The 25,890-nt window shown below is 47.9% G+C and carries 24 protein-coding genes; 13 read left to right on the forward strand and 11 right to left on the reverse strand.

What is annotated here, in order from left to right:
- The first annotated feature begins 45 nt into the window (after positions 1–45).
- The 4 genes from Q9291_RS01055 to Q9291_RS01070 are packed head-to-tail and all read left to right on the forward strand — an operon-like array spanning position 46 to position 3,140.
- Positions 46–588 (forward strand): shikimate kinase, encoded by a 543-nt coding sequence (locus Q9291_RS01055; RefSeq protein ID WP_306388127.1) that lies wholly within the window; start codon positions 46–48, stop codon positions 586–588.
- Positions 576–1,655: a 3-dehydroquinate synthase gene (gene aroB / locus Q9291_RS01060; protein ID WP_306388128.1), complete on the forward strand. Its 1,080-nt coding sequence runs from the start codon at positions 576–578 to the stop codon at positions 1,653–1,655. Before Q9291_RS01055 ends, aroB begins: the two co-directional genes overlap by 13 nt.
- 12 nt (positions 1,656–1,667) lie before the next feature.
- The gene (locus tag Q9291_RS01065) at positions 1,668–2,789 is read left to right on the forward strand and encodes a deoxyguanosinetriphosphate triphosphohydrolase (RefSeq protein WP_306388129.1); all 1,122 of its coding nucleotides are present in this window, start codon (positions 1,668–1,670) and stop codon (positions 2,787–2,789) included.
- A gap of 57 nt (positions 2,790–2,846) precedes the next feature.
- Entirely contained in the window at positions 2,847–3,140 is a 294-nt protein-coding gene (locus tag Q9291_RS01070; RefSeq protein ID WP_306388130.1) for a hypothetical protein, read from the forward strand.
- A gap of 751 nt (positions 3,141–3,891) precedes the next feature.
- On the opposite strand, the gene Q9291_RS01075 is transcribed toward Q9291_RS01070, so the two are convergent.
- On the reverse strand, positions 3,892–4,512 hold the full coding sequence (locus tag Q9291_RS01075) for a hypothetical protein (RefSeq protein ID WP_306388131.1): 621 nt from the start codon (positions 4,510–4,512) through the stop codon (positions 3,892–3,894).
- A 266-nt stretch (positions 4,513–4,778) separates the two neighbouring features.
- On the opposite strand from Q9291_RS01075, the gene Q9291_RS01080 reads away from it, so the two are divergent.
- From Q9291_RS01080 to Q9291_RS01110, 7 genes are all read left to right on the forward strand, one after another.
- Positions 4,779–6,806 (forward strand): TonB-dependent receptor, encoded by a 2,028-nt coding sequence (locus Q9291_RS01080; protein ID WP_370530721.1) that lies wholly within the window; start codon positions 4,779–4,781, stop codon positions 6,804–6,806.
- Between the two features lie 99 nt (positions 6,807–6,905).
- Positions 6,906–7,310 (forward strand): nickel-responsive transcriptional regulator NikR, encoded by a 405-nt coding sequence (nikR, locus tag Q9291_RS01085; protein ID WP_306388132.1) that lies wholly within the window; start codon positions 6,906–6,908, stop codon positions 7,308–7,310.
- Between the two features lie 157 nt (positions 7,311–7,467).
- Entirely contained in the window at positions 7,468–7,698 is a 231-nt protein-coding gene (locus tag Q9291_RS01090; RefSeq protein ID WP_306388133.1) for a type II toxin-antitoxin system Phd/YefM family antitoxin, read from the forward strand.
- Entirely contained in the window at positions 7,698–8,084 is a 387-nt protein-coding gene (locus Q9291_RS01095) for a type II toxin-antitoxin system VapC family toxin (RefSeq protein WP_306388134.1), read from the forward strand. The genes Q9291_RS01090 and Q9291_RS01095 overlap by 1 nt, the downstream gene beginning before the upstream one ends.
- Before the next feature lie 447 nt (positions 8,085–8,531).
- Complete coding sequence (locus Q9291_RS01100) at positions 8,532–8,738, forward strand: cold-shock protein (protein WP_306388135.1); 207 nt, start codon at positions 8,532–8,534, stop codon at positions 8,736–8,738.
- A gap of 372 nt (positions 8,739–9,110) precedes the next feature.
- Positions 9,111–9,344 (forward strand): nickel-responsive transcriptional regulator NikR, encoded by a 234-nt coding sequence (nikR, locus tag Q9291_RS01105; RefSeq protein WP_306388261.1) that lies wholly within the window; start codon positions 9,111–9,113, stop codon positions 9,342–9,344.
- 142 nt (positions 9,345–9,486) lie between these two features.
- Positions 9,487–13,227, forward strand: a complete 3,741-nt coding sequence (locus tag Q9291_RS01110; RefSeq protein WP_306388136.1) for a YobI family P-loop NTPase — start codon at positions 9,487–9,489, stop codon at positions 13,225–13,227.
- 257 nt (positions 13,228–13,484) lie between these two features.
- Here the strand turns inward: Q9291_RS01110 and Q9291_RS01115 are convergent, their stop codons facing one another.
- The 9 genes from Q9291_RS01115 to Q9291_RS01155 all read right to left on the reverse strand — a co-directional run bounded on the left by Q9291_RS01115 (position 13,485) and on the right by Q9291_RS01155 (position 23,121).
- Positions 13,485–13,892 (reverse strand): type II toxin-antitoxin system VapC family toxin, encoded by a 408-nt coding sequence (locus tag Q9291_RS01115; RefSeq protein ID WP_306388137.1) that lies wholly within the window; start codon positions 13,890–13,892, stop codon positions 13,485–13,487.
- Entirely contained in the window at positions 13,889–14,176 is a 288-nt protein-coding gene (locus Q9291_RS01120) for an antitoxin (protein ID WP_306388138.1), read from the reverse strand. The genes Q9291_RS01115 and Q9291_RS01120 overlap by 4 nt, the downstream gene beginning before the upstream one ends.
- A gap of 232 nt (positions 14,177–14,408) precedes the next feature.
- Positions 14,409–15,530 carry a Fic family protein gene (locus Q9291_RS01125; protein ID WP_306388139.1) on the reverse strand — a complete coding sequence of 374 codons (1,122 nt, stop codon included), beginning with the start codon at positions 15,528–15,530 and terminating at the stop codon, positions 14,409–14,411.
- A gap of 125 nt (positions 15,531–15,655) precedes the next feature.
- Positions 15,656–16,219 carry an isochorismatase family protein gene (locus Q9291_RS01130; RefSeq protein WP_306388140.1) on the reverse strand — a complete coding sequence of 188 codons (564 nt, stop codon included), beginning with the start codon at positions 16,217–16,219 and terminating at the stop codon, positions 15,656–15,658.
- Positions 16,216–17,526: a TolC family outer membrane protein gene (locus Q9291_RS01135; RefSeq protein ID WP_306388141.1), complete on the reverse strand. Its 1,311-nt coding sequence runs from the start codon at positions 17,524–17,526 to the stop codon at positions 16,216–16,218. Before Q9291_RS01135 ends, Q9291_RS01130 begins: the two co-directional genes overlap by 4 nt.
- Positions 17,527–17,594: 68 nt before the next feature.
- Complete coding sequence (locus tag Q9291_RS01140; protein WP_306388142.1) at positions 17,595–18,251, reverse strand: protein-L-isoaspartate O-methyltransferase family protein; 657 nt, start codon at positions 18,249–18,251, stop codon at positions 17,595–17,597.
- A 49-nt stretch (positions 18,252–18,300) separates the two neighbouring features.
- Positions 18,301–21,396, reverse strand: a complete 3,096-nt coding sequence (locus tag Q9291_RS01145) for an efflux RND transporter permease subunit (protein ID WP_306388143.1) — start codon at positions 21,394–21,396, stop codon at positions 18,301–18,303.
- Complete coding sequence (locus Q9291_RS01150; protein WP_306388144.1) at positions 21,396–22,502, reverse strand: efflux RND transporter periplasmic adaptor subunit; 1,107 nt, start codon at positions 22,500–22,502, stop codon at positions 21,396–21,398. Before Q9291_RS01150 ends, Q9291_RS01145 begins: the two co-directional genes overlap by 1 nt.
- The gene (locus tag Q9291_RS01155; protein ID WP_306388145.1) at positions 22,489–23,121 is read right to left on the reverse strand and encodes a TetR/AcrR family transcriptional regulator; all 633 of its coding nucleotides are present in this window, start codon (positions 23,119–23,121) and stop codon (positions 22,489–22,491) included. Before Q9291_RS01155 ends, Q9291_RS01150 begins: the two co-directional genes overlap by 14 nt.
- A gap of 226 nt (positions 23,122–23,347) precedes the next feature.
- Here Q9291_RS01155 and Q9291_RS01160 point away from each other — a divergent pair, with 226 nt between their 5' ends.
- Both Q9291_RS01160 and Q9291_RS01165 read left to right on the forward strand, forming a co-directional pair.
- The gene (locus tag Q9291_RS01160; RefSeq protein ID WP_306388146.1) at positions 23,348–23,734 is read left to right on the forward strand and encodes a DoxX family protein; all 387 of its coding nucleotides are present in this window, start codon (positions 23,348–23,350) and stop codon (positions 23,732–23,734) included.
- A 13-nt stretch (positions 23,735–23,747) separates the two neighbouring features.
- Entirely contained in the window at positions 23,748–24,518 is a 771-nt protein-coding gene (locus Q9291_RS01165) for a DODA-type extradiol aromatic ring-opening family dioxygenase (RefSeq protein WP_306388147.1), read from the forward strand.
- Positions 24,519–24,534: 16 nt separating this feature from the next.
- Here the strand turns inward: Q9291_RS01165 and Q9291_RS01170 are convergent, their stop codons facing one another.
- Complete coding sequence (locus Q9291_RS01170) at positions 24,535–25,890, reverse strand: sigma-54-dependent transcriptional regulator (RefSeq protein WP_306388148.1); 1,356 nt, start codon at positions 25,888–25,890, stop codon at positions 24,535–24,537.

The raw sequence follows: 25,890 nt of genomic DNA on the forward strand, positions 1-25,890 counted from the left end.
CGGCCTTTGACTTAAAATGCCCAACTTGATCGGTTGGGCTTTTTTATGGGCGAACACATACCAAGCAATATTTTTCTGATTGGATTGATGGGGGCGGGTAAAACCACCGTCGGCAAAGTGATTGCCAAAAATCTGGGAAAAACGTTCTATGACACCGATCAGGTGATTGAGCAGCGTACGGGTGTCAAAATCCCGACCATTTTTGAACTGGAAGGCGAGTCAGGGTTTCGCAAACGTGAAACTGCCATGCTGGAAGAGTTGTCTGAACAACAAAATATTGTGCTGGCCACTGGTGGTGGTGCCATTATTGCCCCGGAAAACCGGGCCATCCTCAAGCAGTATGGCTACGTGATTTACTTGCGCGCCAATGTCAATGAGCTGTATCTGCGTACGCGTAACGATAAAAATCGCCCCTTGCTGCAAAATGTGGATGTTAAAGCCAAACTTGAGCAGCTGTTTCACGCACGTAACCCTTTGTATACCGAAACCGCAGATTTGATTGTCGATACCGGCCATCAGCCGGTGACCGTGATTATCCATAAAATTGAATCCGCATTGAACGCGCTGGAGCCCTCATGCAAACCTTGACCGTCAGCCTGGCTGATCGCAGTTACCCCATCCATATTGGCAGTGGCCTGTTGGGCCAGGCTGATTTGATATTGCCACACCTCAAACGCAAACAAGTCGCGATTGTCAGCAATACCACTGTTGCCCCTCTTTATATGCAGGCCGTGGCCCAGCCACTGCGCGAGGCCGGCGTCAGTGTTATTGAGATTATTCTGCCTGATGGCGAAGCCTATAAAAATAACGCAACCCTGCAAATTATTTATGACCATTTACTGCAACAACGCTGCGAGCGCAATACCACGCTGATTGCACTCGGTGGTGGCGTCATTGGCGACCTCACCGGCTATGCCGCCGCCACCTATTTGCGCGGTGTGCCGTTTATTCAAGTCCCCACCACCCTGTTGTCGCAGGTTGATTCCAGCGTCGGCGGTAAAACCGGCATCAATCACCCGCTGGGCAAAAACATGATAGGCGCCTTTTATCAGCCCAAGCTGGTACTGGCAGACATCGAAACGCTCAACACCCTGCCGCAACGCGAACTGTCGGCCGGTATCGCTGAAGTGATTAAATACGGCCTGATCCGCGATGCTGATTTTTTTGACTGGCTGGAAACCAATATGCCGGCACTGATGGCCGTAGACCCGGCAGTCACCAGTTATGCCATTTATCGCTCTTGCCAGAACAAGGCCGAAGTTGTTGCCGCGGATGAGCATGAGCAAGGTGAGCGTGCCTTACTCAACCTCGGTCATACCTTTGGCCATGCCATTGAAAATGCCATGGGTTATGGCGTCTGGCTGCATGGTGAGGCGGTGGCGACCGGCACCATGATGGCCGCCGATTTGTCGCAACGCATGGGCTGGCTGGATGCCGCGCAAGTGGCCCGTATCCAAACCATCATGCAAGCTGCCAAATTGCCTATTACACCGCCAGACCTCGGTGCAGACGAATATCTACGCCTGATGCAACTGGACAAGAAAGTGGCCGATGGCCGCATTCGGCTTATTTTGCAACAAGCGATAGGCAAGGCCATTATCACCGCCGATTACGATGCCGAAAAGCTCAAACAAACCCTCTCACTCACGACCTAAACGAGACACACGATGACCCTAGCCAGCTTTGCCGCACACCCAGAACAAACGCGTGGCCGCAGCGTCATCGAGCAGGAGTCCCCCACGCGCAATGTGTTCCAGCGTGACCGCGACCGTATTATTCACTCCACCGCTTTTCGTCGGCTGGAATACAAAACCCAGGTCTTCGTCAACCACGAAGGAGATCTGTTTCGTACCCGCCTCACGCATAGCATCGAAGTCGCCCAGCTGACACGCGGTATCGCCCGAACCCTGGGCTTGCATGAAGATCTGGCCGAAGCCATTGCGCTGGCGCACGACCTCGGCCATACCCCGTTCGGCCATGCCGGACAGGATGCACTTAACCACTGCATGAAAGACTATGGTGGCTTTGAGCACAACCTGCAGTCCCTACGCGTAGTCGATGTGCTGGAAAACCGCTATGCCAGTTTTGATGGTCTCAACCTGACGTTTGAAGTGCGGGAAGGTATCCTCAAACACTGCTCACGCAAAAATGCCGAGCTACTGGGCGAGGTGGGCGAGCGTTTCTTACGCAAGGAATCCCCCAGCCTCGAAGCGCAGATTACCAATTTTGCAGACGAAATTGCCTATAACAACCATGATGTGGATGACGGCCTGCGCTCTGGCCTGATCACCATCCAGCAATTGTCTGGCATTCAGCTGTTTGCCGAAAATATGGCAGAAGTCAAAAAGCTGTATGGCGAGATTGAAGAGAAACGCCTGATTCATGAAACCATACGCCGCATGATTAATGTGCTGGTGATCGATTTATGCGAGCAAAGCCAGCAAGCGATTGCCAAGGTGCATCCTGCGAGTATTGACGATGTACGCAAAGCACCTTACCTGGTTGGTTTTAGCCAGGCCATTGCCGACAAAAATCTCGAACTCAAGCAGTTTTTGCGTAAGCACCTCTACCAGCACTACAAGGTTAACCGTATGAGTGCCAAGGCCAGCCGCATTATCGAAGAATTGTTTAATGCCTTTATGCAATCCCCCAAGTTGATGCCGGACGAGCATCAACTTGCGGCTAAACAAGATCAGGCGAGGGCGGTTGCGGATTATATTGCGGGCATGACGGACCGCTATGCGATACGTGAGCATAAACGGTTGTTTGCGGTGGAAGATAGCTGGTAGGCGCCCGATGTAGATGTTTTGCAAAGTGCCATTTGTTTAAAATGAAGGAAATACTTAATGTCTCTTGAAGAAAAGCAAAATGAGTCTATTTCCAAAAGTTTGGCGAGAACTCAAGAACAAAAATCAGCACCATTAGATTTTTTTCGAGTTGTAAAATTTTTTGGGTGTATTTTTGTATCTCTTTCATTTGTTATTGCTATCTTCACAAAAGGTCTTTTTGTACTTAGTAAAAAAGGCTTTTCTATTGTTTCTGTTGAGGAATCTCCTCAATTATTCTGGTTTTTCTTTGTGCTTTATGGATGGTTAACAATTGCAGTTGTCCATAGCTTATGGAGAAGATTTATAAGATAGTATGGGGTGTTAGTGGTTGTTTGTCAGGTTTCATTTCGCCTTTAGGCGAGTAACTTTTCTTTGCTTGCACAAAGAACAAGTCACCAAAAGAAAGTGCACCCCAGCTTCCGCTTTATCCGTGCGCTACTCGGCTTGTCGGGCGTCCATCGAAACTCAACCTGGCAGCTCACACAATACGTGAGCTGCTGCGGGATTCGGTCAGCCGATGGCCGAAAACTCCCGACAACCCTGCGTTGCTCGGCGCGGCAGATGGGGGCCCCGAACACCAAAGAGCGCGTATCAATTTAGGTTTTTAAAAGCAGCCTATCAATTTATTTGGTTGTTATTTATTTGAATCAAGCCTTTCAGCCTCTGTTTCTCTCCCTCTCCTAGCAGGAGAGGGCCGGGGTGAGGTGGAGGGGCCCCATCTGCCGCGCCGAGTAGCGCAGGCAAAATAAGATGAAGCGAGCGGTTGTCTGAATCCCGCAGTGGACTGCGAATTGTGCAGGCCGCTAGGATGAGTTTCGCGAGCGCTTGACTATAAGTCCGGCAAAGCAACGGACGAAAGTCCTAAGCCGAGCAACGAAGGAAACAAGCGGAAGCTGGGGTGCACTTTCTTTTGGTGACTTTATCTTTATGCAAGCAAAGAAAAGTTACTCGCCTAAAGGCGAAAAGAAACCCGACCTACTACTCACAAAGACACACAAAAGCCAACCTCAATCCAAAGTTTGCAAAGGGTTTTCATCTACTTGCCCGCAGACTGCCATCCTGTTTACAGCCCCAAATGCGCACGTAACACTTTCACCACACCAGCCCCTGCTGCACTGGCCGCACTTTCTGCAAACTTTTTCGCAGCCGATTTAAAGGCAGCGACTCTTTCCTGAGCTGTCTTTTTCTTTTTAGCAACATCATAGCTTTGTTGAAAAAGCTCGAGCTCGTCTTTGTCAAACACGCTGCCCAATACTGCAAACAGCCCGCTGGCGCTGACCTTCACAATCTCGGTATTAAACGAGTAATCGAAAATCTGTTGATGTATTTTGAGTTGACCCTGCAACCAGTGTTTGGCGAGCACATCTTCAATGATCAGGCAGACTTTCTCGCCGTCTGCCTCCAAGCTGGCCTTGCTGAGCGCTGCCAACAGCCTGCCCATGGCCTGGTCTTCCGGGCGTCCGCCAAATTTTAATGCTGCCTCATAGCGCAGTTTTTTGATTTTTGCGACCGGGGTTTTCAGGCGCTCGCTCACCGTTTGGTTACTGTAATTCGCCAGTGGGCTGCCCTCCAGTCCATAGGTGTCCAGCAAGTGCATGACAAGGGCATCAATGTCTGACTTGGGCATGGAGCCGAGGCCGAATTTTAAATAATTACTCAGAAACTCCTGCTCAAAAGTGTTCATGCGCGCGGTCCAGTTCGGTTAACAAATAGAGGGGTGGGCTTATCCTAGCGATCGTTTATCTTAGCGAGCGTTTATCCAGGGGTCAACGCTATTGCAAGGGGTGCTGGCGTTCAATATTTCATGTATTACTTTGCGTTATATTACTTATTCACCCTTGCCCGCAATTTCAGGATAATCCATTTGTATGAAGTTTATAAAAAAAATCATACGATAGGCGACTTTCAATGCAACCATCCTTACACATGCAGCAATACCCAATCTTGTGGATGCTGTTATCTGCCAGCTTGGTCACGCCAATGGCGCAAGCGAACGAAGCGCTTCACCTGGATGAAGTCGATGTGCGCGGGCATTATGACAATGCAATCGGCATAGCCGACGCAGCCAGCGAAGGCACCGTGAATGCGGCGTTGATCAAAAACAGACCGACTCTACGCACGGGAGAGATTCTGGAATTTGTACCCGGCATGATCGCCACTCAGCACAGTGGCAGCGGCAAAGCCAACCAGTTTTACCTGCGCGGGTTTAACCTTGATCACGGCACAGACTTCGCCACTTATGTGGATGACATGCCTGTGAATATGCGTACCCATGCGCATGGGCAGGGCTACACAGATTTAAACTTCCTCATCCCTGAGCTGGTCAGCCATATCCATTATAAAAAAGGGCCCTATTCAGCAGAAGAAGGGGATTTTTCCTCGGCCGGTGCAGCGAGATTGCACCTGGTTAATCAATTGCCACAAGGCATCGCCAGCCTGACCATAGGTAGTTACGATTATCAGCGCATGTTGCTGGCAAACTCTGTACCGCTTGCAGACGGACATTTGCTCTATGCGCTGGATATGAATCACTACGATGGCCCGTGGCAGGTCGCAGAAGGTGTGAGGAAATACAACGGTCTGTTGCGCTACAGCGAAGGCGATGCGCATGACAGCACGACTTTGACTGCGATGGCTTACCGCAATCGCTGGAATAGCACCGATCAAATTCCAAGGCGCGCAGTGCAGTCCGGTCAAATCAGCCGCTTTGATGCCATAGACCCTAGCGATGGCGGAGATTCATCACGCTACAGCCTGTCATTTAACAAACAACACCGGGATCAGCAGGGTAGCTGGCAGATGAGCGCTTATGCCGTGCGTTCCGAGTTAGACCTCTACAGCAACTTCACCTATTTTCTGAATGACCCTGTTAATGGTGATCAGTTTAACCAGAGCGAAAAACGTACCATGCTCGGCGTGAATCTCAGTAAGTCATGGCTGGGTGAATTGGCGGGTTTGCCAATGGAAAACAATCTGGGCATACAAACGCGCTATGACAAACTCTCCCCGGTGGCGCTGTATAACACGGTAAACACGCAGCGTATTTCATTGATACGGTCTGATAAGGTGGAAGAAAGTAGTGCAGGCCTGTTTGCTGAAAACACCGTCTGGTGGCATGAAAAATTACGCACAGTGGTCGGTGTGCGCTATGACCGTTACCAGTTCGATGTCAAAAGCAGCATTAACGGAAACTCAGGCAACACCAGTGATGGCATTACTTCGCCCAAGCTCTCGGTGATTGTCGGACCATGGGCCAACACCGAGTTTTTCTACAATATCGGCAAAGGTTTTCATAGCAACGATGCGCGCGGCACCACCCAAACCCGCCTGGCGGATGGCTCAGCAGCCTCACCTGTCACACCGCTGGTCAGCACACGTGGCAGCGAAGTCGGCGTGCGCACAGAGTGGGTGCCCGGCCTGCAAAGCTCGTTGGTCGTGTGGCAACTGGATATCGACTCTGAACTGGTGTTTGTCGGCGATGCAGGCGAAACTGAGCCAAGCCGCGCAAGCCGTCGTACCGGCATTGAGTGGAATAACCATTATGTGGTGAATGACTGGCTGCTGCTGGATATGGACCTCGCCTTATCTAAAGCGCGCTTCACCAAAGAAGACCCCGCTGAGCCAGGCCGCTATATTCCAGGGTCAATTAACAAAGTGGCCTCGCTAGGCGCCACCGTGACCAATTGGGGCAACTGGTTTGGTAGCATGCAACTACGCTATTTTGGCCCACGCGCACTCGTCGCAGATAACTCTGTGCGCTCAAACGCCACGCTGCTAACGTATGCACGCCTTGGATATCGCTACAACCCGCGCACCACGCTGACGCTAGATGTATTTAACCTGTTTGACCGCAAAGCCAGCGATATCGATTACTACTACGAATCACAACTGGCAGGCGAAGCTACCCCGGTGAACGACAAACACTTTCATCCGGTAGAACCCCGCTCAGCGCGCCTCGCACTCACCTATAACTTTTAATTCGCCAAAGATAGAACGAGCATATTTGCGGTATATTAAAAGCATGCGTCTACAAAAGGGCGCATGCTTTTTAATCATTTTATATTGTAAAGAGAATGTATGCGTCGCATTACTATTTCGGTCGAAGATGACCTGGCCGATGCTTTTGACCAGCTGGTTGCCGTCAAAGCCTACGTCAACCGTTCAGAAGCCTTCAGGGATTTAGTGCGTAAAGCACTCGATGACGCCGTGATGGAAAACACCAACCATACACAAGCCGATTGTGTCGCCTCGCTCAGTTATGTCTACAATCATCACGAACGCCAACTCGCCAGCCGTGTGAATCAACTACAGCACGACCATCATGACGTGATTATCACTGCCCAGCATGTGCATTTGGATCATGATAATTGTATGGAGACGGTGATTCTGAAAGGCAAGATTGCCGAAGTGGAGGCTTGTGTAAATGCGATCTCGTCACAGACCGGGGTGACGCATGCGAAGGTGCATGTGATTCCGAGGTAGTTGAGATAATCACTTGATTGCCACATGCGCGAGTGTAAGCGCATGAACAGCTCGCGGGTAGCATATTGGGCGATAGGCGGTCATTTGCGGGGGAGTGGTTGTAATGTTAATGTTGGTCATGTAGGATGACCAACATGAAGTGATTAAGGCGATCAAGATGACTCAATTTAATATTGCAGAAGCAAAAGCCAACTTTTCAAGCCTTGTTAAAAAAGCCATGATGGGTGAAGAAGTGATTATTGCGAAAGATAACAAGCCGTTACTCAAGCTCTCACCGATTGTGCCAGAAAAACCAAAAAAGCCACAACCTGGCACAGGAAAAGGCTCCATACTGTACATCGCAGATGATTTTGACGCGACGCCAGAAGGCTTTGAGGATTATGTGTAATGCGTCTTTTATTGGATACGCACGTATTTTTGTGGTGGGTTAATGACGACCCAAAACTGAGTAACCGTGTACGAGATTTAATCGCTGATACTGATAACAGCAAATTTGTCAGTGCTGTAAGCGCATGGGAACTCTCGATTAAAACTGGATTAGGCAAAATCAGGTTAGATCAACCAGTTTCAACATTTTTTTCAACTTTCACCGCTGAAAATTATTTTGATGTGTTGCCAATACAATTAGCGCATATCTACTACACCGAACACCTACCATCCCATCACAAAGACCCCTTTGACAGGCTGTTAATCGCACAAGCCAAGGCAGAGCACTTGCAAATCATTTCGGCAGATGCCACTTTTGATGCATATGAGATAGAGCGATTTTGGTAGGCTACATGACATATTAAATTCGCCAGTGGGAAGATATTTATTCTTAAGGTATTGATAATGTTAAATTTATTCTCTTAGCGCAGTGCCCTGAAATGTTGGAATGCTAGATTTGGTGGTTTTAATTAAATAATGGCACTATTTGCTACGATGCTAGACCTGTCCCTAGTCGTTTTAGGGAGGATTACAACTGCACTTTGGTATTTTAAATTTTTTATGAGTAGAAACTCGCAAAAAATATAAATAAAATATATCAATATTGGTATCATTATAAATAAACCTTGCTATTTAAATAACATTGCCCCATAGTGAGTGGGTGGTGATTTACAAGTTGTCTAGTTTTTATCAGTTAAGTTTCTTTCCAAAGTTTCTTCTCTTTTTCATTCCTAAGTCTTGTTCCTCGCCTAACTTCAGGCAAATGCCTTATCAATATTACAAAAAGGAATTAACATGGCTATAGGCAATGTAAAATGGTTTAACGACGCTAAAGGTTTTGGTTTTATCACTCCAGAGAACGGTGGGGCGGACTTATTTGCACACTTCTCAGCAATTACTTCAGATGGTGGCTTCAGAAGCCTCAATGAAGGTCAACGTGTATCATTTGATATAATTGTTGGCGCTAAAGGCGAGCAAGCCGCAAACATTAAACCGGAATAATTTTCCGGTAGCGTGTAAGTAGTGATGAACTACTGAAATATGAAGCCCAGTTTACTGGGCTTTTTTACGTCTATTCAAAATATAAATGCGACAAAAACTTTCACAGCGATGGTCCGACTATTTCCTGGACAAAATCCTACTCTCACGCCAAGCCAACATAATAGCCATCGATCATCCAGCCCCTGTTTGTCTGCCTATGGCTCAAGGCGGGCGGCTATGGGTCGGGTTTCAGTCTGCTGGCAGGTCAACTCTTGGAGGGGAGACTCGAGGTCTTGTGGATTATTTGGATTATTGGGGTCAGTGTTGGGGTCAGTGTAAAATTAATCTAATCGCTGGTAACTATATAAGTTTATTTTTACACTGACCCTAATTATTTTCAGTTATGTCTACAACCACCACGAACGCCAACTCGCCAGCCGTGTGAATCAACTACAGTACGACCACCACGACGTGATTATCACTGCACAGCATGTGCATCTGGATCATGATAATTGTATGGAGACGGTGATACTGAAAGGCAAAATTGCCGAGGTGGAAGAGTGCGTGAATGCCATTTCGTCACAGACGGGAGTGACACATGCGAAAGTACATATTATTCCGAGATAATTTAGAAGTTTACGTAATCAATTCAGCGCCATCAAATTTCCTACAAGAACATCAACTTTAGTTTTATTATTAAAGTAAGGTGTGATTGTTGCATTTCTCAGTTTCTCAGGCCCCATAAATAACAAAAATGAGATATAGATAAATGAATTTCCATGTGCTCATAGAACGAATCGTAAATAAATTAAATGTTAAAGTTAAAAAGGCCTTTCTTAACAATCAGCCTGATTCTTTAGTATCTAATTTAGAAACTTACAATGCTTTAACACCCAACAATAAAGCAGACTTAAGCGAGTACAAAAATGCTTTGTTATATGCGCTTACACATAAAGACATTAAAAATATAGCCATCACAGGCCCATATGGCTCTGGAAAAAGCAGTATTTTAAGATCATTTGAGAACGAATATAACGGCTCTTGTGGCTATGAGTTTTTAAATATTAGCCTAGCCACTTTTGATATCGGGAATCCAAAGCTGAATGATGAGCAGAGAATAAAGCTTAACAGCGATGTTGAAAAAAGCTTATTGCAACAAATTTTCTTTAAAGTCAGTACTGATGAGTTAGAAGACTCTCACTTTAGTCGCTTACAGATAAAAAAATACAAATACATACCAATACTAAAAAAATCATTTTTGATTAGCTATCTTGGCTTTGCATTTTTTATTATCGTTTTTGCATCCTCATTGATGTTTACTCTCAAACCGGAACTTGAGATCTTTAAACATACCAATCTGTTTAATCCGCAATATAAGCTCTTATTTAAAATATTTGTGGCCATTAGTGGAATCGCACTGTTACAACAAATTCTTAACTCCTTCCCTAAATTGGGCCTCAATAAATTTGGAGCCGTAGGAGCAGAAATCAGTTTTAACGAAAGAAAGGGTGATTCAATTCTCAATAAGTTTATTGATGAACTCATTTATTTTTTTGGGAAAACCAAATACAACATTGTTGTTTTTGAGGATCTAGATAGGTTTCCAAGTAGAGATATTTTTATCAAGCTAAGAGAAATTAATACCTTATTAAACTATTCAGATGAAATTCGAAAGAAAAATAAATTAATTAAATTTATTTTTGTATTAGGTGATGATGTTTTTCAAAACTCTGAAGATAGGATTAAATTCTTTGATTTTATCGTCCCAGTAATTCCAGTCATAAACTCATTTAATGCAGAAGAAAAGCTGCGAAACGCAATCAGCAAGGCATTTAAAGAACATTCAGTTGAAAAAGCTTTTTTTGAAGACATTGCGTTATTCCTCGATGACATGCGAATGCTCCTAAATATCGCAAATGAGTTTGTAGTCTACAAAAAAATGTTGGCGGCAAGCTCTCATGCGGATGATGAGTCTTCAAGCAAAATCCAGCTAGATGATACAAAGTTATTAAGTTTGATAATTTACAAGAATAAATATCCAGATGATTTTAAAGATCTGAATTACAGAAAAGGCATGGTGGCAACTATATTTGCCAATATAAATCAATACAAAGATGAGTATATGCTTAGTCTAAAGGAGGAAGTTAAGAGACTAAATGAAAAGCTATCTGAAATTGATAATGAAAGTGTCAATAGTCTCGAAGAATTAAAGCTTACATATCTTGCAGGATATTTCCAAAAAATACCTGATATGCGGAGCATCTATATTAACAATGAATACAAAAGTTTAGGCGAGTTGCTTAGTGATGATGTGTTTAATACATTGATATCTCAAAGCACAATAACGTATGTACGTACTGAGCAAAGATTCTCCAACACCAACTCCAATATACCATTCAGTGAGATTGAGAAATCGATAAATCCGCTTGTTAGTTATAAACAAAGAAAACAAAATATCATCGATAAAGCAGGTAGTGGAAAAACTGAATTAAAAAGAAAAATCAGCGACCTAGAGATTCAAATAAAGCGTGCCTCCTCACTAAAATTAAATGAGTTAATTAAAAAATCAAGCCATCTAAGCCTCTTTGATGGCATTGCAAAACAAGACTCTGTTGATACAGGTTTGATACGCTTTCTGATTGTGAATGGGTATATTGAAGAAGACTATGATGCTTACATGTCTTTCTTTTATCCTGGTGAGTTATCTACAAATGACAAGCAGTTTTTGATCAGTCTAGCTAATCAAAAGCCATTAGATTTTAATTATCCGCTTAACAACCCTGAAAAAGTATACCAACGTATACAACCTGAGAGGTTTAGTATTAGAGCAATATTGAATTTCGACCTTCTTGATTACCTTTTAATTGAAGAAACTAATTCACTAGCATTGGAAGATTTTTTAGGCCAGATTATTTTAAGTGAACATGAAGGATATGAATTTATAAATGATTATTTAGGCATGCTAGGAATCAACGAAGGCGGTGTTACGAGAGCAGAAAATAAAATACTAATTAACAAATTAGCTATAAAAGAAAAACAATATTGGAGAGACTTCTTTGAAAATATAGATAAAGATGATGCTACAAGAGATAAGTTATTGAGCATCTTCTTATTGGATGTTTCTCTGAAGGATCTGCCCATTGTGAATGTAGATAAATTCTTTAGTGATTATCTTGCAGAGTCTAAAACAATATTTGAGATATTGGCCCACTTTGACCTTGATAGAGTTAAGGAAATTATCAAAGTATTAAGTCTAAAATTCCGAGATATCACCTCATGCAAGAGTCAAAGTATCTTGGAAATAGTGGAGGAGTTTAATGCTTATCAGCTATCAGAGAAAAATATACTAAAAATCTTAACCTACCTAGATGACAGTACTGATCAGGAAATAAATGCTGGATACACATGTATTCTAGAGTCGGGTCGTCAACATTTAACAAGTTATGTAAATAACAAACTGGAGATTTATGTCAAAGAAGTCTTGTTGTTAACTGAGCACTTAACCGAATCAGAGCTTGCAATCAGAACACTAATAAACTCTGAACTGGATACAGAGCTTATTAGAGAAGTAATTGAAAAGTTTAATTTCAAAATTGCAGATATTACTTCAATTGAAAATAAAGAATTATGGAGTGATTTGTTAGAAAGAAATCGCCTTGATGCTAGTTGGGATAATGTAATCAAATACTTTGAATATAGTAAAGAGGACCTAGATGAGCATCTAATTTCTTTTACAGGGAATCTTGATAACAGTCTGCAACTCGGTGGCAAAAGGCTTAATTCAAAAGCAAGTTATGTTCAAAGTCTATCCAAGAGAATAATTTATTGTGACTTATTTAATGGTCATGCTTATAAGAACCTAATTAAATCTGTACCTTATTGGTATCAAGATTTAAGTGATATTGATGTATCAAATGAAAAAATTAGCTACTTGGTAATCGACAATAAATTTAAAGTAACAAAAGAGAATCATGATTTTTTGCGGAATAAGATACCGGAATTATCATATAAGCTGATTGAAAATAATTACCCAGAATATGCAGAAAATCCCACTTTAATTATCCTAGAGAGCCAGGAGTATAGAGCACTAATTAATTCAGATGTCTTGGAGAGTCTGGAGAAAATTGCTCTTATTAAATCTATCCCTGAAGCTTTTTATGATGAGGATGACGAGTTAACAGAAACTGTGAGTACATTCGTTGTTCAAAAAACAAATGAAAAGGTTGTTACCACACACATAGCAGAAAAAATGCTTTCCTCTCCGATTGATTTTGAATTAAAGGTGAAAATATTTAATAGATATGCCGGAGACTTTGATAGGACCCAAATTAAAGCTATCGTTTCAAAAATAGATATCATCGGAGGTCTTACACAAAACAAGCGTCCAAGAATTATGAATAATGCGGACACTCTAGCGTTAGTTATATTTTTATCTATGCATCACTACTTAAGCTATAAAGAAGAAAAGGGTCAGCTTAAATTAACTCCCAAAGGTAAGTTACTGGATTAACATATTCTTAAAATGTGATTACAGAAGTTTCGTCCCCAGCGGAACCTCATGCTCCGGCACACATAAAGTCACTCTTCCCTCTGTATCATGAAAACCCGTCACCAGGCTTCTGACATCAACGGCCCGACTTGTTTGGGTGGGAAATTAACCACGGCGACCACCAGTTTGCCGATCAGGTTTTCTGGCGTGTAGAAAGCAAGGGGTCGGGTCTAGCTATGTAGCATTTCAATGCTTTAATTTAACTCGGAACCATGCATTCATTGCGTCCAATCTTCCATTTTTAAGCCTTCAATCCGCTCAAAATGCTTGGTGTTATGCGTCACTAAAATCAAGTTTTCGGAGAGTGCATGCGCGGCGATCATGACATCTAAATCGCCAATGGGTAGGCCGGTCTTACGCAGTTGGGCATTAATTGTGCCGTATAAATCTGCCGCTTGCGTTGTCCAGACTAATGTTGGCGTGGCTTCTAGTAGCAAGTCAATTGTGGTGTGTCGTTTGTCATTGGCATTTAGCAATGCTTGCCCGTAGCGGATTTCGGCACGAGTAACCACGGAGATGGCTAATTCGTGTGCTTTTAATGTGTGTTCAACGCGCTGTTGCAATGCGATATGCTGTTGCCGCGTAAAGTAGCCAATAATGTTGGTATCCGCCAAATAGCGAATCATGGCTGTGTTTTTTCGTGGGCGTTGGCTTGGTCGTCGTCGGCAAACGGGTTGCGCGGTGGTGCGTAGGTGCGGTCAGCTAAAAAATCGTCTGGCAAAGGATTTTCTTTGAGCATTCTAAACAGCGAATCTAATTTAGATTCATCGTTGACCACAGGCTTTAAGGTAATTTCACCGGTCACTTCATTTTTGCTAATCCACATTTCGGTTGCTTCCACACGAAAAGCTTTGGGTAGCCGCACGGCTTGGCTGTGACCTGTATTAAACACTTTAGCAGTCGCTTGCATGATGCACCTCAATTTTGTATCTACATAATCATAGATACATTAGCACGTTTTTTGTTCATAAGCTATGTTGTTGAGATGCCTACCGAATCAGCGCCGACACGGCCTTGAACTGCGCATGTGTTGCGCCTTGCATGGGCTCAAAAAGCATGGACTCGGTATTTGTGATGATACAGCCTGGGCTGTAGTCATTCCACATTCTATTTGATGCATTAACAACCTCGTTTGCAAGTGCCTATTCCCAGGTCAGCACATAGTGCGCTGTGCGTTTAGATTCACCCGCTTTGGCCAGCACGCCTATGGTGACCAGTTCGGTAATGTCGCGCAAAGCGGTGTCAGTTGAACATTTGGTCAGAGTTGCCCATTTGCCAGTGGTGAGGTGGCCTTCAAAGTTGTGCATGAGCTTATCAAGCATTTTGATTTGCCGCTCATTCAGCGCGCCGTTGGGACTGCGTTGGCTGACTTGTGTCAGATAGACGACACCTTTGAGGTCTTGATTGGCCTGTTGTATAGCACGAAGCAGGCAGCTTAAAAACCAGTGCAGCCAGTTTGTGATGTCCATGGTGCCTTTTTGCGCCATTTCCAGTTGCAGGTAATAGTCTTCGCGTTCCAGTTGTATCTGTGTGGATAAACTATAAAAACGTTGCGTTGATTGATCGGCTTTTGCTAAGGCCATATCCCCTATGGCGCGGGCTATGCGGCCATTGCCATCTTCAAATGGATGCAAACTGACAAACCACAGATGTGCCAGCCATGCTTTGAGCAATGGATCTGTGTCTGGTGATTGGTTAAACCAGTCTAAAAACAACTGCATTTCGACAGCGATGATTGATGCAGGTGGCGCTTCGTAGTGTACGGTTTCGTGCCCTATACCACCGGAGACCACTTGCATGGGGCCGTCTGCGTCGGTTCTGTAAGCAGCTGTCGTAATTTGATGCATACCGCTATAACCGTTAGGAAAGAGTGCAGCATGCCAGCCAAACAGGCGTGCATCCGTCAGTGGGTGCACATGATTTTGCGTGGCATCCAGTATCATTTCCACTATACCATCGACTTGTCTGCTCGATGGCAGCAGGCCGCCAATGTTGAGTCCTAGTTTTCGTGCAAGGGATGATTTCACCATTTCGTTATTGAGATGCTCGCCTTCAATTGCGCTTGATTTAACCACGTCGTTGGTGAGCGTACGCAAACTCGTTTCTGCGGCGAGTTTAAACCCCAGGGTTTGGATAGCGCCAAGTAACTTGCCGCGCTCAAGATTAGCTTCTGATAACAGCGGCAGCAGCGCTGCCGTCGCAAATGTCCATTGCGGCCAGTCTGCCGATTGCCAGATATATTTGGGATGATCACCGCTATTCATGCGGTGATCATGACATGTGTCAAGCAAAGCGTCAATGATTACCGCATTTTTTGCGGCAATCATGGGGGCTGATTACCGCATGCAGGAATTTTTGCAGGTGAATATAAAGAGGGTGTATTAAAGGCTTAACGAATTAGCGCTGAAACTGCTTTGAACTGAGTATGCGTCGCGCCTTGCATAGGCTCAAACAGCATGGACTCGGTATTGGTGATGATGCAGCCAGCATCACGCATGCGTTCAATTGCGTTGTTGCGGTTGGTGTCACTACGTGAGATCACGGCATCTTCCACCACAAACACCTGCTTACCTTCGGCCAAGGCATCTAATGCGGTTTGCAGTACGCAGATATGGGTTTCCAGGCCAAACAGCACCACTTGCGGGGCGACGCTGACGGAGGATTCTTGCAGTTCAGGCGCCTGCCAGGCAGAAAACGCGAGTTTGCTGACGCGTGGTGTGTAGTCGGGTAGCAGGGCTTGCAGGACTGGCAACGTCTCGCCCAGCTTTTCCGGATATTGTTCGGTGACCCAGAGCGGGATTTCGAGCAGTTTTGCGCCTTGGATCAGGCGCTGGATATTGGCGATGACGGCGGACATGGCAGGTTCTGGCATGGCAGAGCACAGGCGTGTTTGCACATCAATCAGCATCCATAAGGCGTCGGTGGTAGCGGTGATTGCGGTGCGTGGTTTCATGGCTGTGTCTGTCCCGGGCTGTTTTTCACCAGTTGCTGGTCGATGTCTTGCAAGTCTGTTTCATTGACAATGCCGCTGGCGGTTTTGAGCCGGATGATGTTGACCAGGTAATTGTAGCGGGCTTGCAGCAAGTCGCGTTTGGCGCTGTAGTATTGTTGTCTGGCGTTGAGCAGGTCTACGCTGGTGCGAATGCCGACTTCGTTACCCAGTTTTGTGGCGTCGAGTTGGCTTTGGCTGCTTTGCAGGGCTTTTTCCAGCGCCTTGATTTGTGCCATGCTGCTACTCAGGCCCAAGTAGGCGCGCTGGGTTTCCAGGATGGTCTGGCGGCTGACGTTTTCGAGATCGTCCTGGGCTTTGAGTTTGTTGTAAGCCGCTTGTCTTACCCGCGAATCGACGGCGCCGCCCAGATATAGCGGCACACTGAGTTCTACGCCTATCACTGCATTTTGCAAGTCGCTGCCAAATCTGTTCTGGCTGCCGTTGTAATGGCTGTCGGCGTAGCTGGCGACGGCATCTAGCGTCGGGTAATGGCCGGATTGGGCGATGGCGATATTTCGCTCGCTCATGTCTATTTGGGCTTGTTGTATCTGAATGTTGAGGTTGCTGGCGGTGGTGACGTCTTGCCATTCCTGCATGGGTTTGAGTGCTGGGGTGATTTGCAGGTCTTCGCGCACTTTGGCCAAGGTGGCTGGCTGTTTGCCAATAATGGCCTGCAGGCTGTGATTAGATACCGCCTGTTCGTTTTGGGCGGCGATTTCCTGCGCCACGATCAGGTCGAAGCGGGCTTGTGCTTCGTGCACATCGGTGATGGTGGTAATGCCTGCCTCAAAGCTGGTGTTGGCCTGCTGTAACTGTTCGTGGATGGCCTGTTTTTGCGCCGTCAGCAGTTCGATGCGGTCTTGTGCCTGTAATACGTCAAAGTAGGCTTGTGTGGTGCGCAGGATCAGCTGCTGCAGTGTCAGGTGCGTTTGCTTGTCAGAAATGCTGACCTGTACCTTGCTTAAATCAATGCGTTCCAGCGTTTCTTTACGGTAGATGGGCTGGCGCGCCTCAATTTTGGTGCTGTAGCCCTCAAAGCGGTTCACCCCTGAGGGGAGGGGCACGCTTTGGGTGTTGTACTTGAGGTCGGTATGGTTGGCATTCGCGCTGGCACTCAACGCCACGCTGGGACGATAACCGGCCTTGGCTTGCTCAATCAGTTCTTGCGCGGCCTGATTGCCGTGCCCGGCGGCAGCCAGTTGCGGGTCGTTTTGCTTGGCTTGCAGATAGATGTCGAGCAGGCTCTGGGTGGTTGACCAGGCAGGCATGCTCAGCCCCAACCCGACTGCAAGCATGCATATACGTGAAAATAATCGCATGGCCAGCATGGGGGCTATTAAAAACTGAAAGCGACCGCTTGTGGCGCATGCGCCATTTCGGTCAGGCTGGTTTCAAACAGAATATCCTGTTTGTAGCTGTTTTCGGCCAGCCGCTGAATCAGCGTGGCTTCCATCACGGGCGCCTTGCCCAGCACGATGAGCAGGCGGCCACCAATGCTGAGCTGGCGGCGCACCCCTTCAGGCTCGACCGGGCTGGAGGCGGTGAATACAATCGCATCAAACTGGGCTTGTGTTTGCAGACCGGCGTGACCATCGGCATGAATGACTTGCACGTTGCCAATGCCATGATTGCGCAGGTTGGTCGCCGCCACTTCACACAGCGCTGGCGATAGCTCTAGCGCGGTGACTTTGGCACAATGTTGCGCCATCAGAGCGGCCAGATAGCCACTGCCCGCACCAATCAGCAGCACCTTGTCGGCAGCTTGCAGTTGCAGGGCCTGCAAAAAACGCCCTTCGACTTTGGGGCTGAGCATATGGTGGCCGTCGCCCAGCGGAATTTCGATATCGGCAAAGGCCAGACCACGAAAAGCTTCGGGCACAAAGGCTTCACGCGGCGTGTTGCTCAGCGTGGCGAGTACAACCGGGTCCAGCACTTCCCAGGTACGGATTTGTTGTTCGATCATATTAAAGCGTGCGGTAGCGTTATCAGTCATTTGGTCGGCTCTCGTATTCATATCAAAAAATCAAAAAGGAATTGCTGAATTATTTCATAGTTCTTGCGGTCATGTGGGCCCAGAATGTATATAGCGCTGGCACAAACAGGACGGTCAACAGCGTGGCTACGGTAAGCCCGCCCATGATGGCCACCGCCATCGGCCCGAAAAACACGCTGCGGGTCAGCGGAATCATGGCCAGAATGGCTGCGGCCGCAGTCAGCACAATCGGCCGGAAGCGGCGCACCGTCGATTGCACCACTGCAGTTTCGAGCGAGGCGCCTTGGGTGATATCCTGATTGATCTGGTCGACCAGAATCACCGAGTTGCGCATGATCATCCCTGAGAGCGCAATGCTGCCCAGCATGGCGACAAAACCAAACGGCATGTTAAACAGCAGCAATGCAAAGGTAATGCCTATCATGCCCAGTGGCGCAGTCAGCACCACCAGCAAGACATTGGAGAGGCTGCGGAGTTGCAACATCAGCAGGGTAAATACGGCCCCCAAAAACAGCGGCACCCCTTTTGCCACCGATTTGGCGCCCTTGGCTGATTCTTCAATCGCCCCGCCGGTTTCAACCGTTACCCCGTTGGGCAGCTTTTTCAGTATCGGCGCAATTGATTGCTGTACCTGCTGCGAGACGACAGGTGCTTGCAGATTGCCTCGCAAGTGCGCACGCACCGTCAGTGAGGGCACACGGTTACGGCGCCAGATCACGCCTTCTTCAAAACTATCATGTATGGTGGCTATTTGCGAGAGCGGCACGCGCTCCCCGCGCTGGCTTAATACCGTCAATGTGGATAGCTGCGCCAGCTGGGCATGTTCGGGCCCGGTGCTGCGCATGACCAGATCAATACGCTCATTGCCTTCCCTGAATTCGCTCACGACTTGCTCAAAATATTGGGTGCTCAGCATTTGTGCAATGTCGGGCGAGCTGACGCCGAGCAGACGGGCTTTTTGCTGATCAATATCCACATGCACCACTTTGCTGGGTTCCTCCCAGCCGAGTTGTACATTGCGCAGGTTGCCGTTGGCACGCATGACCTCTGCAATATTGTGTGCGACTGCGCGTATCGCCACCAGATCTTGCCCATCCACGCGGAATTGCACCGGAAATCCGACTGGCGGGCCATTTTCAAGACGCAGCACGGAGGCACGCAATTGCGGAAAGTCATGCTCAAACAGATTGAGCAGGTCATTGCGCAACGCTTCGCGTTGCTGCAAGTCATTGGTCAAAATCACCAGCTGGGCAAATGCGCGGTGTGGCAGTTGTACATCCAGCGGCAGGTAGTAGCGTGGCGCGCCAGACCCCAGGTAAGAAACCATATTTTGCAACTTGCCATGCTGTTGCTGCCAGTTTGCCAGCCAGTGCTCCAGTCTGGTCACCGCTTGTGTGGTGGCGGCATCGCTGGCATTTTCGGCCAGACGCAAGTCAACCACGATTTCCAGCCGGGTCGAGTCGGGGAAAAACTGTTGCTGTACTTTGCCAAAACTGGTCATTGCCACAATAAACAAGGCTACAGTTGCCAGAATGACTTTGCCCTTGTGCGAGACGCACCAGCTGACTGTGGTTTGCAAGCGACGATAAAACGGTGTTTGATAGAGCGCTGTTTCGTGGTTCTCATGCTGCGTGGCGGGTGCCTTGCGATGGTCTGATTCCGGTAGCAGGTGGTAGCCCAGGTAAGGGACCACAATCACGGCAGCCAGCCACGACAACCCCAGTGCAATGGCGGATACTTGGAAAATGGATCGGGTATATTCGCCTGTGGAAGAAATGGCGGTGGCAATCGGTAAAAAGCCCGCGACGGTAACCAGCGTGCCTGTCAGCATCGGCATGGCCGTAGAAGTAAAGGCAAACGAAGCAGCTTTGGTGCGCTCCCAGCCTTGCTCCATTTTTGCCGCCATCATTTCAACCGCAATAATGGCGTCATCTACCAGTAGGCCGAGTGCCAAAATCAAGGCGCCAAGCGAGATTTTGTGCAGGCCAATATCTAACCAGTCCATCAGCAGAAAAGTCGCTGCCAGCACAATCGGAATCGAGATCGCAACCACTATGCCGGTACGCCAGCCCAGTGATAGCAGGCTTACTGCGAGCACAATGATCAGTGCCTCGGCCAGTGATCGCACGAAATCATTGACCGAGTGCTGCACGATTTCAGGCTGTGAAGTCACCAGATTGAGTTTAACTCCTACCGGCAGTTGTTGCTGGATACTGGCCGTGGATTGTTGTAATGCCTTGCCCAGTGCGACCACATCGCCGCCTTGTTGCATGCTCACGCCGATGAGCAGGGTAGGCGTGCCATTAAAGTGGATGCGCTCTGCGGGCGGGGTGGCGTAGCCACGGCGAATAGTCGCCACATCGCCCAGAGTCAGGGTTTGCGAGCCACTGCGAATTGGCAATGTGCGCAAATCTTCCAGCGATTGCAGGCGACCACTCACATCCAGCCGGATGCGTTCTGGACCCACATCGAATGTGCCTGCGCCGATCACGGTGTTTTGCTGTTGCAATAATTGTGTCAGCTGTGCCGGGCTGATGCCCAGCGACGTCAGCTTCTGGTTGGATATTTCAATGATGATTTTTTGTGGTTGCTCACCAAATAAATTGACTTTTTCAATGTCGGGCAATTTGAGCAGCCGTGCGCGCACCCATTCTGCTTGGCGTTTTAACTGTTGCGGGGTCAGGCCGTCAGCAGTGATGGCGTACATGGTGCCGTAGACATCACTGAACTCATCATTAAAGGTCAGGCTTTGCAGATTGCTCGGGAAGGTGTGGCGGATATCGCCGATTTTTTTGCGGACCTGATACCAGAGATCGGGAATTTTTTCAGAGAATGTATCGTCGCGAATCACGATAAATACAACGGATTCCCCTGGACGTGAATAGCTGCTGGTGTAATCAATCGCCGGAATTTCCTGTAGTTTTTTTTCGATTTTATCGGTGACTTGCTGCTCCATCTCCTGCGCGGTTGCTCCTGGCCACGCGCTGCGGATCAGCATCACTTTAAATGTAAACGGCGGATCCTCCGATTGACCGAGTCGAGTATAGGCAATTGCGCCTGCTAACAAGGTAAGCACAATAAAGTACAGCACCAGTGACTGATTACGGAGCGCCCAGGCCGAGAGGTTGAAACGTTCGTTTTCCATCAGCGCAATACCTCGGCCGCTGGTGTGACAGCCTGCACCTGCATGCCTTCTGCCAGCGTATGCACGCCAATGGTTGCAATGCGTTCCTGCACTTGCAGGCCGCTGATGACAGGTATGCCTGCTTCAGTGATTGGCCCTGTGGTCACCTTGCGCAAATGCGCACGCTGTTGCGTATCGATCACCCACACTGCCGTATCTTTTCCTTGGCGGGTAATAGCGGTGCTTGGCACGATAATGTAATGGCTGGACTGTGCATGTCCCGCTTGGCTGAATTGCACCTGCGCCGTCATACCTAGTTTGACTTGCGGGTTGGTGTCCAGTAACTGTACGCGCAAATCAAACGCATGGGTCTGGCTGTTGGCAGCTGGTGAAATTTCACGGATACGCCCTCTGTCATATCTCGCATTCTCAACCAGTTGTATCTTGGCGTCGTCTCCGGGGTGCAATTGATCAATCACGGTTTCCGGCACTGAAACTTGTACTTCCAGGGCATTGAGGTCATAAATCTGCGCGATGGTTTGGCCAGTGGCTACCACTTGCCCCGGTTCTGCTGTGATCATGCCCACTACGCCTGCACGGTCAGCCAGAAGTTGGGTATACGCCGTTTGGTGCTGGCTGACAGCTGCCTGCGATTGCGCCTGTTGCAGCCTGGCTTGCGCAGTTTTGAGTTGGGTTTCGTAGCTATCCAGGGCTGATCGTGAAATAAATTGTTGGCGATAGAGTTGCTGCCGACGCTCCAATTCTGCTTTTGCCAGTGCCAGATTAGCCTGTGCCGCTTGTACGTCAGCTTGTGCTGAGCTTGCATTTAATTGCGTGTCACTGGCATCCAGCTTGGCCAGCACTTGACCTTTTCTTACGACATCCCCCACATTAACCAGACGCTGGACAATTTTGCCATTGATCCTGAAACCGACGTTTGATTCATAACGTGATTTCACCACGCCGGTATAGCGACTGTTTACACTGGAAGTGGCGTTTTCCACGGTCATGACCCATACTGGCCGCGGCGCGGCAACCTCTTCAGGCTCTTGATGGCAGGCCGGGAGCATAAATAATATGACCAAAATGTAGGGCACTTTGAAAGCGTTATGATTATTTGTTGTCATTAATCAGTCCTTGCATGCACAGGTCCAGCATCATTTGTATCCGCGCCTCCAGTGGGCGCCAGTTTATCCACGCATCCTCTGCCATATTAATGTGTAAGGCACACAGGCCGTGCATGGCGGCCCAGACAGTTTGGGCAATCAATACCGGGTCTTTGAAGCCGGGCTTGAACACACCAGCCTGCCATGCATTGCTCACCACGCTAATCAACTGGTGATAAGCATCCTGCTCCGGGTTGTGTTGTTCAATGCTGGACAAGGCAGGGTCACAAGGCAGATGTGCCGTCATAAACATCATACGGTAGTGGTTAGGGTTAGTGAGCGCAAACTGCACATAATGCTGGCCAAATTGTACAAACCGTTCCAAAGGGTCAGAAATGCTTAATGTTGACTTGAGTGCGCTGGCCAGTTTGAGCACGTCGGCATCTACCACTGCCCGCAGTAACTGTTCTTTGTCACTGAAATACAGGTAGATGCTTGTTGCTGAATAACCAATCCGCTTGGCAACTTCGCGCATGGTGACTGCCTCAACGCCATAGCTGACAAACAGTTCGCGTGCAGCATCGATGATCAGTGTGCGCAACACCTGTTTTTCAGCTTCGGTTCTCACTTTTGGTGGCATGGATAGAGCGCTAACAGCATTAAATTAACTAGGTTAAGTTAACACTGTTAATTTAAATTGTCAATCATGGCTGGTATTTATTTGCCAATTGGTGCAGAGTAACATTTGTGATACATCAATGACCTTGTTTGCGACGCAGGCAGGGGCATCCCGTATTACGTTACTAGTAAATTTCATCAGGATGGTGCGCTGTAAACATAATGAATTCAAAAAAGGAGTGTTCGGTATGAATGTGTCACAACGGTGGGTCAGTTTGGCTGGGCGAGTATTGTTATCTTCTATTTTTATCATCAGTGGTTTGGGCAAAGTGACTGATCCGGCTGGCACCATTGCCTATATCGAGAGCGTGAATGCGCCCATGCCGCAAGTGGCTTATGCGGTGGCCGTGTTTGTGGAGCTTGTGCTCGGGATTGCCTTGTTGATAGGGTTTAAGGCCAAGTTTGCTGCGGCGTGTATTGCATTGTTTACATTGGCTACCGCATTTATGTTTCATAGCAATATGGCCGATCAGGTACAACTGATCATGTTCTTGAAGAACATTACTATCGCAGGCGGGTTACTCGTCATTGTCGCTTTTGGTCCTGGCGGCTATAGTCTGGACCATCGACGTTAAAAGTGAGGGTTTGATGACCACAGTATTTGTATCACACGGCGCTCCCATGTTGGCTGTGGAACCTGGACAGACGGGAGTCATGTTGGCAGAACTGGCTAAAACCATGCCAAAGCCAGATGCAATATTGTGTGTCTCTGCCCACTGGGATACGAGGGTGCCCACGGTCAGTACAGCGCCGGAGATGGAGACCATACACGATTTTAGCGGCTTTCCGCAGGCGTTATTTGAAATTCAGTACGCTGCAAAAGGTGCACCGCTACTGGCAGCACGTGTGGTCGAATGTTTGCAGGCGGCGCAAATCTCTGTGCATACGCATGCTACACGCGGGTTGGATCATGGGGCTTGGGTGACGCTCTCACTGATGTATCCGCAGGCTGAAATTCCGGTCACGCAATTGTCAATACAAAGCCGTGCATCTACCGCCAGCCAGTGTGCGCTAGGTCGGGCTTTGCAGCCTTTGCATGCGGAAAATATTCTGATTTTGGCTTCGGGTGCCGTCACGCATAACCTGGGGGATTTTTTCAGCCCGGAACGCGACGCCGCTGCTTTGCCATATGTGCAGGCTTTTGCTGATTGGGTTGGGCAGACGATTGCTGAAGAAGATGTAGACCAGTTGCTATTCTATCGTCAGCAGAGTGCGCATGGCGCACGTGCGCACCCGACCGAGGACCATCTGATGCCGTTATTTGTGGCACTGGGCGCCGCAGGTGCGAGCAAGGTACGGCGCTTGCAGCCAGAACTCACTTACGGAATTCTGGCAATGGATGCTTATCTTTGGTTGTAAAGCTGACTGCGGCTTGTTAGCGTAGCTCGTATTGATTGAGCTTGTTCCACAGTGAGCGCTCACTGATTTCAAGCAGCTTTGCAGCCTTGGTTTTATTGCCTTGGCAACTGTCGAGTGCTTGTAAAATCAAGCGGCGCTCAATTGCCTCCGTGGCGCGCGGGATGGACAACGATGTTGCAGTCGTCTGAGCCACGTTTTCTGCCGGTTTTATGGCTGGGGTTTGTGCAATGTCCGCCGGTAAGTGTTGTGGTTGAATCGCTTGTTGCCCTGCCAGAATCGCCGCGCGTTCCAGAATATTTTCCAACTCTCGCACATTGCCTGGCCATGCGTATTGCTGCAAACACAGGCGGGCCGCTGGACTTAACTGCGATGGCCGTTTGCTCAGAAAAAACTCTGCCAGCAAACTCACATCCTCACCACGCTGGCGCAAAGGAGGGACAGGCAGTTGAATGACATTCAAGCGGTAGTACAAATCTTCGCGCAGCTTGCCTTCCCTGACGGCTTGCATCGGATCGCGATTGGTGGCTGCCACAACACGCACATCCAGTTGTATCGGTCGATTGCCGCCTAATTTTTCGACCATGCTTTCCTGTAGTACGCGCAACAGTTTGGATTGCAGCTGTATTGGCATTTCGGTGATTTCATCCAGAAACAGCGTACCGCCATTGGCCAGTTCAAACTTGCCAATGCGTTCTTTGACTGCGCCGGTAAAGGCGCCTTTCTCATGCCCAAATAACTCTGATTCGAGGATGTCTGCTGGAATGGCTGCACAGTTGACGGCTACAAACAAGTGCTCCTTGCGTGAAGATGCCTCATGCAGCGCCTTGGCAACCAGCTCTTTGCCTGTCCCTGTTTCGCCAACAATAAAAACAGTTGCACGCTCGGGCGCGACCTGTTGAATCATATGTTTTAGCGCCTGCATGGGTGGGCTCTCGCCAATGATGCCACTGGCAAGCGGCTGGCTGGATTCTTTAAAAAAAGAGTTTTCAAGCTGGATACGGTTAACGGTTAATGCTTTTTCGATGGCAATTTCCAGTGTTTCCAGTTCGAAGGGTCGCAAGATATAGTCGCTCGCTCCCAGCTTCATGGCTTCCACAGCGGTTTTGATTTCTCCCTGCGCCGTTACCATGATAAATGGCAGGTGTTCATATTGCTTGCGTATGGATTCGAGCAGCTGCAAGCCATTCATGCCTGGCATGTGCAAGTCGCTGACAATCAAGTCAATCTGTTGCTGCTGAATGACTTCAAGCGCTTCGCGGCCATTGCCCGCCGAAATCGCGCGATAACCCGCTTGCCGCAAACTGATTTCAAGCAGTCGCCGCATATGCGGTTCATCATCAACCGCCAGAATGGACTGTTGTGGGGGTGGCAT

The sequence above is a fragment of the Methylophilus aquaticus genome (genome assembly GCF_030769565.1).
Taxonomy (GTDB): Bacteria; Pseudomonadota; Gammaproteobacteria; order Burkholderiales; family Methylophilaceae; genus Methylophilus; species Methylophilus aquaticus.